Annotated in this window: 12 protein-coding genes; 5 read left to right on the top strand and 7 right to left on the bottom strand. The window is 46.8% G+C overall.

The features are described 5' to 3' along the window. Window positions 1–1,591: hypothetical protein (locus RM811_RS23295; protein ID WP_402529079.1), on the bottom strand; the 1,591-nt coding region annotated here is incomplete at its 3' end. 249 nt (window positions 1,592–1,840) lie between these two features. Between RM811_RS23295 and RM811_RS23290 the strand changes: the two genes are divergently transcribed. Then, the gene (locus tag RM811_RS23290) at window positions 1,841–1,975 is read left to right on the top strand and encodes a hypothetical protein (RefSeq protein WP_402529077.1); all 135 of its coding nucleotides are present in this window, start codon (window positions 1,841–1,843) and stop codon (window positions 1,973–1,975) included. 7 nt (window positions 1,976–1,982) lie between these two features. Here RM811_RS23290 and RM811_RS23285 read toward each other — a convergent pair whose 3' ends face one another. Then, window positions 1,983–2,801: an alpha/beta fold hydrolase gene (locus RM811_RS23285; RefSeq protein ID WP_402529075.1), complete on the bottom strand. Its 819-nt coding sequence runs from the start codon at window positions 2,799–2,801 to the stop codon at window positions 1,983–1,985. 329 nt (window positions 2,802–3,130) lie between these two features. Further along, entirely contained in the window at window positions 3,131–3,733 is a 603-nt protein-coding gene (gene thrH / locus RM811_RS23280; RefSeq protein WP_402529072.1) for a bifunctional phosphoserine phosphatase/homoserine phosphotransferase ThrH, read from the bottom strand. A gap of 168 nt (window positions 3,734–3,901) precedes the next feature. Between thrH and RM811_RS23275 the strand changes: the two genes are divergently transcribed. Further along, window positions 3,902–4,180, top strand: a complete 279-nt coding sequence (locus RM811_RS23275; RefSeq protein WP_402529069.1) for a hypothetical protein — start codon at window positions 3,902–3,904, stop codon at window positions 4,178–4,180. Window positions 4,181–4,200: 20 nt separating this feature from the next. Here RM811_RS23275 and cysB read toward each other — a convergent pair whose 3' ends face one another. Beyond that, on the bottom strand, window positions 4,201–5,175 hold the full coding sequence (gene cysB / locus RM811_RS23270; protein ID WP_402529066.1) for an HTH-type transcriptional regulator CysB: 975 nt from the start codon (window positions 5,173–5,175) through the stop codon (window positions 4,201–4,203). Between the two features lie 213 nt (window positions 5,176–5,388). Between cysB and RM811_RS23265 the strand changes: the two genes are divergently transcribed. Both RM811_RS23265 and RM811_RS23260 read left to right on the top strand, forming a co-directional pair. Further along, on the top strand, window positions 5,389–6,171 hold the full coding sequence (locus RM811_RS23265; RefSeq protein ID WP_402529065.1) for a sulfite exporter TauE/SafE family protein: 783 nt from the start codon (window positions 5,389–5,391) through the stop codon (window positions 6,169–6,171). 89 nt (window positions 6,172–6,260) lie between these two features. Beyond that, window positions 6,261–7,334: a 3-deoxy-7-phosphoheptulonate synthase gene (locus tag RM811_RS23260; RefSeq protein WP_402529063.1), complete on the top strand. Its 1,074-nt coding sequence runs from the start codon at window positions 6,261–6,263 to the stop codon at window positions 7,332–7,334. 312 nt (window positions 7,335–7,646) lie between these two features. Here the strand turns inward: RM811_RS23260 and greB are convergent, their stop codons facing one another. After that, window positions 7,647–8,123, bottom strand: coding sequence for a transcription elongation factor GreB (gene greB / locus RM811_RS23255; protein WP_402529060.1), 477 nt, complete (start codon window positions 8,121–8,123; stop codon window positions 7,647–7,649). A 77-nt stretch (window positions 8,124–8,200) separates the two neighbouring features. Next, window positions 8,201–8,782, bottom strand: coding sequence for a Fe-S biogenesis protein NfuA (gene nfuA, locus RM811_RS23250; protein ID WP_402529057.1), 582 nt, complete (start codon window positions 8,780–8,782; stop codon window positions 8,201–8,203). Between the two features lie 161 nt (window positions 8,783–8,943). Here nfuA and RM811_RS23245 point away from each other — a divergent pair, with 161 nt between their 5' ends. Next, window positions 8,944–9,759: an NAD(P)H-binding protein gene (locus tag RM811_RS23245; RefSeq protein ID WP_402529055.1), complete on the top strand. Its 816-nt coding sequence runs from the start codon at window positions 8,944–8,946 to the stop codon at window positions 9,757–9,759. Window positions 9,760–9,870: 111 nt separating this feature from the next. On the opposite strand, the gene cysG is transcribed toward RM811_RS23245, so the two are convergent. Beyond that, window positions 9,871–11,283, bottom strand: a 1,413-nt coding sequence (gene cysG, locus RM811_RS23240; RefSeq protein ID WP_402529052.1) for a siroheme synthase CysG, incomplete at its 5' end; no start/stop codon positions are given.

Below are 11,283 nucleotides of genomic sequence, written 5' to 3'. Positions count from 1 at the left end.
GTTGATTAACGGCCAGTTGTGATTGTAGATTTTCCAGCTGGCTTTCTGCTGCCGCCGCTTTTCTTTGCTGCTCTGCCAGTTGTTGTTGGTAAGCATCACTGGTAGCCCGGGTTTGTTCGGCAGTGCGTTGCAATTGCTCATATTCAACTTGTTTCTGCTGTTGAGCTTGTTGATACTCAGAGTTTTTTGATTTCAATTCCTGTTCAAGGGTTTGAGTTTTTTCCTCAAGGTTGGACTTTAGTTCTTTTATTTTCTGGCACTCATCAGTCCTGACATTGAGGCTATCTCTCACTGAATCTAAATCCACCTGCAACTGTTTTTCACGATCATCGCGCTGATATTGATTTTCCTGGAAACTCTGGCATTTTTGGCTCAGGCTATTTACTTGATAATAAAGCTGAGCATTTCGATTATTGAGTTCATTTGCAAAATCATTAGAACACTTCAATTCGTGTTTAAATTGATCTCGCAGCTTTCCAAAGATATCAGTCATTGTTAAAACTGACTCTTCCTCCTGAAGGTCTTTATGCTGGGTTTTTGCCAACAAATTCATTAATTGTCGCTGTTCTGCCAGGTTTCTATTTTCCAGATCATCCAGTTTGGTTTTGTAACCATTAATGGTGTTCAGGTATTGTTGACCCTGTTCTTGCCATATCGTTTTCTGGTCATTAAAAATATTGATTAGAACCTGCCGTTTTTTTCGAAGTTTAGTAACCTCATTTTCACTATTCTTCAGCGCTTGTTCTATCTGATTAATGTCACTTAACAGCGATTTCATGGCCGCCTGATTTTGAGACTCCTCTACCCGGAGTGTATCTTTAACGTTAACAAGCCTTAACTCTAATTGTTTAACCTGATCGTCTTTTTGCGCTAACTCAACCGATAATTGCTTCAGCTCAGCGGATAAACGAGCTTTTTCTGTTTGATACTCATGCTCAGCTTCATTCCGGTTTATGGAAACCTGATTCAGTTTCTGAGTCAGTTCAGATACCCTCTGTTCAGCACTCTCAACACGCCCCCATAAATTCGCGTTAGCTTGTTGCCAGCCATTTTGTTGAGATTGATGATAAACCCAGTCCTGTTGCAACTTATCCATCTGCTGGCCATTTCTCCACTGTAGCTGGTTCACCAGCTGGTCTGACTGCTCTTTCTCGACCCTGATCTGCTCAGCCTGAGCCTTGAGCGCGCGGTCTGACGCAATCTTTTCATTCAACAGCTGCTCAACATCCTTCACGTGCTGATCAGTCCTGGGCAGGAGTTTTTCTACCAGCGTTTCGACTTTTGCAATCTTTCTGTAAAGTAGAGTGATACCTCTGACGCCATCATAAACAAAGGAGACTGGAACTAAAAACGGGCTAACCAGCAACACCAGCGGGTAACCAAGGAAACCACATTTACTGACAATCCGCCTTCCCCAGCTGATAATGCTGAGCCTCTTGAAACCCTGGTCCTCTACCGCCTTTTTGGTGCTTTGATAAATATCTTTTGCACCTTTGTCTACGACATCCAGGAGATTGGATGACGGATCTATAGACGGCTGTACATTTACCTTTAATGGGCTGACGGACGTATTAGTAACCTGGTCTGACATAATAGTTCCCTTGACTGTTTTTATTAATATCTTAAAAAATCGAACACCAGTCTTAGATAGGCAAATGCAAGATAAGTTCCGGTCAGATAATTTTTTCGACTATAAAAAATATTTTTAATAAAATGAATTAATCAGGAGTTTGTATTTTTTGTCCTTCAGATATGCAGGAAATCTGCACAATACCGGCACCATAAGCAATGACACAGCCCTGCACTCCAGCTAAACTGCCAACTGCAATGGTTCGGATACGTGCATGAAAATCATGACAATTCTGGAACCATTGTTGCTGATTTTGACGGTGAAGTTGAGTATCAGGAATCCATTACCAAGGTGAAAAACCTCATGTCTGCCCTGGAGCAGGAATTTTCCGGTAAGCACGGTTGAGCCCACACTACTGTTTACATTTGGGTTGGATAGCCAGCAATCCAGACCATTCGCTAACCCACCCCTGCTGATGGTCTGCTTCAACGGATTTTATCGTGACACAGGATGTGTCTTTAATGGCATTCACATAATGCCGGCTGACTTCCCCGGGTATTATTGAATCACCAGTCCCGACGAAATGAACTTGAGGAATACCAACCAGTTTTTTCTGATAATCCGCGGGATTCAAAGCCAGCGGCATCGCTGAAACAGCGTGTAACCGGTTGGTAAAATGAGGGGCCAGATTTCCAGCCACGGTACGAACCGAAATAACATCATCTCTTGTGGCTGCCAATAGTAATGCAATGGCACCACCGCCAGAGTAACCGACCAGCTCCAGTGTTTTATACCCCCCCTTTTCTTTTATGCCTGAAACCACCTGATTCATGGTTTCGACCACTCTCTGGCTATAGCGCTCAAACGTCCAGACATTTTTATTGCAGGCAGTACTCATTACGTACTGGCAGGGCTGGGACAGATAAGCAATATCCGAATAAGAGTCCTTCATCATAAGGTGATGAACAAGGCGATTCACTGGAGTGGGGTCAAAAGCTGCACGCCCCGACCGTAGCCATGCTCTGCCATCCCCCTCAATATAAATTCTGAGCTGACTGCTGGATGGGATTACAGGAGACCAGGTATAAATGGGGAAAAAACCAGTATCAGAAATGGCAGGCTGCACTTTCTGATTTAAATCCGTATAACTGATTTCAGGCATTGATGACTGAGTTTGACACCCGGCCAGAAGTATTAAATAGAGTATTCCGAATGGGATGGCTTTCAGCATTTTTTGTTTATCCTTATACTCGATTCTGCAGTTTTTTCTTCTTGACTTTTACATTCACTGTAATAGCAGGGCATTAGGTCTTCATTCGGATTTTACATCCTGACAAATGACTGAGCTACAGCCCTTTAAAACTGGTGATTTGAAATTGCAAGCACTAAAAACTGCAGAATCGAGTTATACAAAAACTACACGCTAAAACACTCCGCCTTCTCCCAACTTATGGGACGCGCCTATTGCTGCAATTCATGAGCATTTGAAAGCCGTTATTCAAACCAGAGAAAAGCCTGACTGGACTCAGAGCGCACAGCCTCTGTGCGCCCATCAGTTCATCAGCCTCTTGTCGCCAGCAATGCTGTACGCAGATCATCATAGTGGATAATGGAGGGGTACTGAGGAAACTCAGCAATAACATTATCTGGGGCCTTAAAAAGAAAACCGGCATCTGCCTCAGACAGCATAGTGGTGTCATTGTATGAGTCGCCTGCCGCCAACACCCGATAGTTGAGGCTTTTCAGGGCTTTTACAGAAGCTCTTTTAGGATCTTTCTGTCTCAGCTTATATCCGGTCACTTTACCTGACTCTGCCACTTCGAGTCGATGACAGAATAGTGTTGGGCGCCCGAGCTGAATCATGAACGGATCGGCAAACTCATAAAACGTATCCGACAGGATAACCAGCTGGAATTCACTGCGCAGCCAGTTGACAAAATCCACAGCACCTTCCAGTGGCTTCATCCCGGCAATCACTTCCTGGATCTCATTTAATCCAAGGTTATGCTTGTCGAGGATGGATAGTCTCATGGTCATCAGTTCATCATAATCTGGAATATCACGAGTCGTTGCCTTTAGTTCATCAATACCTGAATGTGCAGCAAAATCAATCCAGATCTCCGGGATCAATACACCTTCAAGGTCAAGACAGACGACATCCATTGGTTATTCTCACTTTGATGGTTAGACTTATTGCAGCCTTGGGAGGCTGCCCGAGAATATAGCATAAAAACCTATAAATATAGGTATTGATTCTGTTATTGAATAAACTGTCATTGCTACAATAACGACCAGCGACAACCGGAAACAATCACCAAGGGGAAGTGGATCATGAAAATAACCATGGTCAAAAAGATAATGGCCGATGGAAACCTCTGCCGGAAATGTCAGGAAGTGCAGGAAAGGCTGGAAAGTTCAGGGCATATCAACCGGATTGACCAGTTCATCACAGCGGATGAAGGCGATACTGGCAGTACCGGAGCTTTTCTCGCAGAACTTTATCAGGTGGACAAAACCCCCTTCTTTATTGTTGAAGAAGTAGGCCGGGAGCCAGTTATTTACACCATTTATTTCAAACTGGTTAAGGAGGTATTTGAAAAAGCGGCTTGATTAAGGCCGCTTATATACCATTACCGGTTGGGTAACTGAACGTGGGAAAACAGCTCATCAACTTCTGCCTTGTTATGACGAAGGATCGCTTCCTGAACCACATCTTTGGTCAGGTGAGGGGCAAACGCTTCGATGAAGTCGTACATGAAACCGCGGAGGAAGGTGCCCCGTCTGAATCCAATCTTGGTAATGCTTGGCTCAAACAGGTGGTCGGCATTAAGGGGAACAAGATCAGAGTCCAGCTCAGGATCGTAAGCCATTTTGGCAATAATTCCAACGCCAAGACCCAGACGCACATAAGTCTTGATCACATCAGCATCGGTAGCAGTGAAGACAACCCTTGGAGACAACCCTTCATTCATAAAGGCTTCATCCAGTTTGGATCGCCCGGTAAAGCCGAAGACGTAGGTCACCAGCGCAAATCGGGCAATGTCTTTCAGCGTCAGTTCAGAAATCTGGGTCAGCGGATGATCTTTGGGTACCAGCACGCACCGGTTCCACCGATAGCAGGGCATCATCACAAGATCATTGAACAGCTCAAGGGCTTCAGTAGCAATGGCGAAGTCCACTGAACCGTCTGCAGCCATTTCGGCAATCTGAATGGGAGTACCCTGATTCATGTGCAATGCCACATCGGGATACTGGCCAATAAACTGCTTAATAATTCCTGGCAACGCATAGCGGGCCTGAGTGTGTGTGGTAGCAATGGAAAGACTACCTTTACGCTCATCACTGAACTCTTGAGCAACCTGCTTGATCGACTCTACTTTCCGCAAAATCTCACCGGCAGTATCAATAATTTTTTCCCCTGCCGGGGTGATTCGGGTCAGATGCTTCCCACTGCGGGCAAAAACCTCAACGCCCAGTTCATCTTCCAACAGCCGGATTTGTTTACTTATGCCGGGTTGAGAAGTGTATAGACTCTGCGCTGTAGCTGAAACGTTAAGGTCGTGGTGGGCAACCTCCCAGATATAGCGCAGTTGTTGCAGCTTCATTGATGGCCTCCGGTCAGGCAGGTTTTGCTGACATAAATGGACAGGGATAAACAGAATCCGTTAGTTCTATAAAGCATAAAAGAATGACATTAAATTCTTTTCCAGAATACAAGCCAGTCAATATAGTTACCAGCGAATCATCGATATACAGTCAATATTTTCAAACATCTTTTTGGCTACTTATAACTTTAGACCATAAATTTCAGGATGCTTATGGATTTTCTAACATACATTGCCACCGGTGCCGGCGTTGGTTTTGCGGTTGGCCTGACAGGTATCGGCGGCGGTTCACTGATGACACCACTGCTGTTAATGTTTGGCTTTCCCACCCATATCGCCATCGGAACGGACCTGATGTATGCAGCCATTACCAAGTCAACCGGGGTCATTATTCACCATCGCCAGAGAAGTATTGACTGGCGTCTGGTCAAAACTCTCTGTGCTGGCAGTCTTCCTGCTACAGCCCTGACGATTGTTCTACTCAAGGTTTTTTTTGACAGGAGCGCTGATTATAGCCCGATCCTTACACTATGCCTCGGGATAATGCTGACACTGACCGCTTTATCCTTGTTTATGAGTTCCTTCATGAGTTCATGGGTAAAGAAAAGGCAGGCCACTGGTGTCTCAATTATTCCAGATAGATTCCAGACAATACTGACATTTATTGCCGGTATTTTTCTGGGCATTCTGGTAACACTCTCATCGGTAGGTGCAGGAGCCCTCGGAACAGCAGCCATTGTTTTACTTTACCCGTTTCTTAAACCCATTAACGTAGTGGGCAGTGATCTGACACATGCAGTGCCCTTAACGTTACTGGCCGGCCTTGGCCATGTCTGGCTTGGTAATGTTGACTTTTCCCTGTTAGGCAGCCTGCTAATCGGCTCGATCCCAGCCATATATGTCGGAACCAGGGTGGGTATGAAACTGCCGGATACCTTTATGCGGATCATTTTAGCCATGATCTTGCTCGGACTTGGCTTGAAATACCTGTTTTAGCGTTTTTCGGGGTTGCAGCCCTCGATTAGTTTGAATAAAGTGGCAAACCCTCATCCAGCTAATGGAAAACCCATAACGGAACCGAATAGATGGCTGTTTTACCCATTGAAGACCTTAATATTGAATCTCAGGAAGTACTGTTGAGTCCGGAGCGACTCAAAGCTGAGATCCGAATGACTGAAGTAGCAACAAAAACGGTTTCCGAAAGCCGTGAAGTGATCCGGGATATTCTTGACGGGAAAGACCATCGGCTGTTCGTCGTCATTGGTCCCTGCTCAATCCATGATGTTGCTGCCGCAAAAGATTACGCCCGTCGTCTGAAGCAACTGAGTGAAGAACTGGGCGACACACTGTATCTGGTTATGCGCGTCTATTTTGAAAAGCCAAGGACAACAGTGGGCTGGAAAGGTCTTATCAATGACCCTTATTTGAATGACTCGTTTAAAATTGAAGAAGGCCTTCACATTGGCCGCCGCCTGCTGATGGATGTGGCTGAGATGGGAATACCTGCTTCTACCGAGGCTCTGGATCCAATCTCTCCCCAGTATCTTCAAGATCTGGTGGCCTGGTCTGCCATTGGTGCCAGAACGACAGAGTCCCAGACCCATCGCGAAATGGCCAGTGGTCTCTCTTCAGCGGTTGGCTTTAAAAATGGTACTGATGGTGGTCTGGAAGTGGCCATCAATGCCCTTCAGTCTGTTTCCAGCCCTCACCGTTTTCTGGGTCTCAATAGTCAGGGACAGGTTGCGGTCACCCATACCAAAGGTAATCCTTATGGACACATAGTATTACGAGGTGGTAACGGTAGGCCTAACTATGACTCGGTCAGCGTTGCGCTTTGTGAAAAGGAACTGGAAAAGGCAGGTATCAGGGCCAATATTATGGTGGACTGCTCTCATGCCAATTCGAATAAGGACCCTGCCCTGCAACCACTGGTTATGGAAAATGTAACTAACCAGATAGTTGAAGGCAATAAGTCGATTGTTGGCATGATGGTGGAGAGTAATATTGGCTGGGGCAGTCAGAAGATGACTGATGACCTTGACGACCTGCAGTACGGCGTTTCCATTACCGATGCCTGCATTGACTGGAAAACCACCGAAAAAACACTGCGTAGTATCAGAGATAAACTGAAGGACGTTCTGCCTGGCCGCAGGAGCTGAGCGCTGATACCCATACCACCGTCTTTCCCGCGATGGATTCCCGCCTTCGAGGCTGTCGCAAAACCCACCAGAAACCTCGTTCCCACGCTCTGCGTGGGAATGCATAGCCAACCACAGGAATCGTGTCTGTGGTTGGGTCCTGACGCTACCACGCAGGACCCACAGGGCCTAAAAGCGTGGGAGCGAGGAGGGTTTTGCGACAACCGCCTTCGCGAGGATGACGGTCGGGGGGGGGGTTGCCCTTTTGCGACACCCTCGAAGGCGGGGATGACGATGGTACATTCTTAATTTCAGCTCCCCTTAACTCAACGGCTAAAAGGCCTGATACTGAATTTTATTAATACTCCAGATCTTTAAACCACCCGGAGCATTGACCCTGACCTCATCATCCACCTGTCGTCCAACCATTGCCCTGGCCATGGGAGAATCTATGGTAATGTGATTATTTTTCACATCAATTTCATCAGCCCCGACAATACGACACTGAAGTATCTGCCCATCTTCACTTTCCAGTTCAACCCAGGCACCAAAAAATGCCTTGCCTTCCTGCTCTGGTGAATAATCAATAACCTTCAACACTTCCAGCCGCTTGGTGAGATAACGGATACGCCGGTCAATTTCCCGTAACAGCCTTTTGCCTTCTTTATACTCTGCATTCTCGCTGCGATCACCCAAAGCCGCTGCTTCAGACACAGCCTGAGTGACCTCAGGCCGTTTAACCCGCCAGATGAATTGCAGCTCCTGCTCAAGGGATTCCTTTCCGGCCCGGGTAATGAGGGGGGATTTCATAGATAGCAACCGTAAGCGTTTAACGGAAATTCAGAGTTATGTGCAGAAGTATTCCAGTCTTCCGCACACGGGACTATTTATTTATAAAAGGCATTTTCTGTATTGGTATGGTCGGTCACGTCCCGAACCCCTTTCAACTCCGGAATACGTTCCATCAATGTTTTTTCAACCCCATCCTTTAGGGTCATATCAACCGCCGAACAGCCCTGGCAGCCACCACCAAACTGCAGGATAGCGATTCCGTCATCCAGCTCAACCAGTGACACCATGCCGCCATGGGAGGCCAGCCCCGGGTTTATTTCAGTCTGCAGATAGTAGCTCACCTGCATATCCAGCGGGCTATCGTCATTAACCGTCGGCATTTTCGCATTGGGTGCCTTGATGGTGAGCTGCCCACCGAGCTTATCTTCAGCAAAATCAACCAGTGCCTCTTCAAGGAATGGCTCGCTGATGCCCTCCACATGGCAGCCAAAATACTCAAGTTCAAACTTGAGATCGCCTTCCTTTTCTTCCCCTGGCTTACAGTAGGCCAGACAGGTTTCAGCGTGCGGCGTTCCGGGATTGCTGACGAACAGGCGTACCCCAATTCCCTCAACACCTTGTTTTTCTAGTAATTTAGCAAGGTATTTCTGTGCGGATTCAGTGAATGTGATGTTCAACGCGACACTTCCTCTATTAACTTCATGGCTATTCTATGTCATTAAGAGGGTCATTGGGAGGCTTCAGATAATCCCTGCCTATTCAGTAATTATTCCTTTTGCCTGAACAATCAGCGAGAATAGTTCGCATTTGCGATTCATTGAAAACAAAGAGATTGATAATGAAAGAAACCATCAGCATTCTGGGTTGTGGCTGGCTGGGTATGCCTCTGGGCGAGCGACTGGTTAAAGACGGCTACTCAGTTAGAGGGTCAACTACCCGGGAGGAGAAACTGAACAGCATTTCTGATGCTGGTATGGAACCTTACATCATCGGACTCTCGCCTGAACCAGAAGGTGATATTCAATCATTTCTCGATACGGATATTCTCTTCATTAATATTCCACCGGGAAAAGGCGATGGACAACCCGGTTTCTACCTCCGACAGATGCAGGCACTGGTCAGCGGTATTGAGCAGGCCCGGGTTAAAAAGATCATTCTGATCAGTGCGACCTCCGTTTATCCTCAAAATAATAATGAAGTCACGGAAGAAGATGCTGTTCGCATTGAGTCCCCATTTTCTGATACCGCCTGGCTGGATATCGAAGCGCTTTTTAGTCAGCATGATGATCTGAAAACCACAGTTCTGCGTTTTTCAGGATTAATTGGTGGTGAATATCAGCCTGGCCGCTACTTTTCGGGCAAAGAGCTGGGTGGCGCTGATGACCCGGTCAATATGATTCATCGGGAAGACTGTCTGCAAATCATTGAGCAAATCATTGCCAAGAACCTGTTTGGGGAAGTGTTCAATGCTTCAGCGGATGAGCACCCAACCCGCCGTCAACTCTATACCCGCTCCTGTGAAATCATGGGTATTGAGCCTCCCATCTTTATTGACAAACCACTGCCCTACCGGCTTGTGAACTGCGATAAATTGAAAAAAGCGCTTAATTATCAATTTGTTTACCCGGATCCATTGCAAGCTCTGGATGTGTAAATAGTAAGAAATTGTCCGTTAATAATGTCCCTGTTTTGATCACCACAGAGGACACGGAGGAATAAAGAAAATCGTGTCTCTGTGGTAAAAGCTCCTGAGTACTCTTCGACCCTAATGTTCGCAGAGTGCTTCATTGTTATACCAGCTCAACTGCTCATGAAGCGTCACAACACTACCCACAATAATCAACGTAGGGGCCTTCACATTTTCTGACTCGATTATCGTATTGATGGTTGCCAGAGTACCCGTAAATACCCTTTGATTTCGGGTTGTACCCTGCTGAATCAATGCAATCGGGGTGTTTTCATCCCGACCATGATCCGTGAGTTCCTGACAGATACGTGGCAGGCCCAGCAGGCCCATATAGAACACCAGGGTTTGACCCGGATCCAGCATCTCATTCCAGTTCAGGGCGTAACTGCCATCCTTAAGATGGCCGGTTACAAAACGAACAGACTGGGCATGATCCCGATGAGTCAGAGGAATACCTGCATAGCTGGCACAGCCGGAAGCAGCGGTAATACCCGGAACCACCTGAAAAGGTATCCCTTCACTGGCCAGTGTTTCAATCTCTTCTCCTCCCCGGCCAAAAATAAATGGATCACCACCTTTCAACCGCAAAACACGTTTGCCTTCTTTGGCAAGCTGAACCAGCAATGCGTTGATCTCTTCCTGGGGGCGAGCGTGACGATCCCGCTTTTTACCAACATAGATATAGTCTGCATCCCGACGACAAAGTGATAATACATCTTCAGAAACAAGCCGGTCATGAAGTACTACATCTGCCTGCTGCATTAACCTGAGCGCCTTAAATGTCAGAAGGTCCGGGTCGCCAGGACCGCCACCCACCAGGTAAACCTCACCGGTTTTCTGCTCAGTTGAATCTTGAAGGGTCTGCTCGATCAGCTCACGGGCACCTTTCAGATCCCCAATCAGTGCCTTTTCTGCAGCAGGGCCAGCAAGTATTTTCTCCCAGAAATAACGACGATCATTGATGTGGCTGAATTTTGCCTTAACCATATCGCGACATTCACCAGCCAGGGCTGCCAGTCGGCCATAACCCCGGGGTAAAAGTGTTTCCAGCTTTTGACGTAATAACCGGGCAAGAACAGGTGCCTTACCACCGGTAGAAAAAGCCACAATCACGGGTGAACGGTCAACAATCGCTGGCATAACGGCATTGCCCGCATCAGCATCGTCAACCACATTCACAAATAGATGACGTTGTTTGGCGGATAAAGCGACCTGACGGTTCACCTCAGGATCATCCGTAGCGGCAATAACAAGACAGATACCGTCCAGATCAGTGTCTTCAAACACTTTTTCCAGCAATTGGTCATCGGTGTTTGACAGGTATTCCCTAATGTCTGGTGAAATACCTCTGGCAACGATTCTGATGATGGCGCCGGATGCTTTCAGGAGCCGGATTTTTCGAAGGGCGATATCCCCACCACCCACGACCAGACAGCGCTGGTTACGTATCTGTAGAAATAATGGTAGATAGTCCATGTTGTTCTCGTTATT

Source organism: Endozoicomonas sp. (assembly GCF_031844845.1).
Classification (GTDB): domain Bacteria; phylum Pseudomonadota; class Gammaproteobacteria; order Pseudomonadales; family Endozoicomonadaceae; genus Endozoicomonas.
The sequence above is the reverse complement of the archived record's forward strand: the minus strand, read 5'-3'. Positions and strand labels throughout refer to the sequence as shown.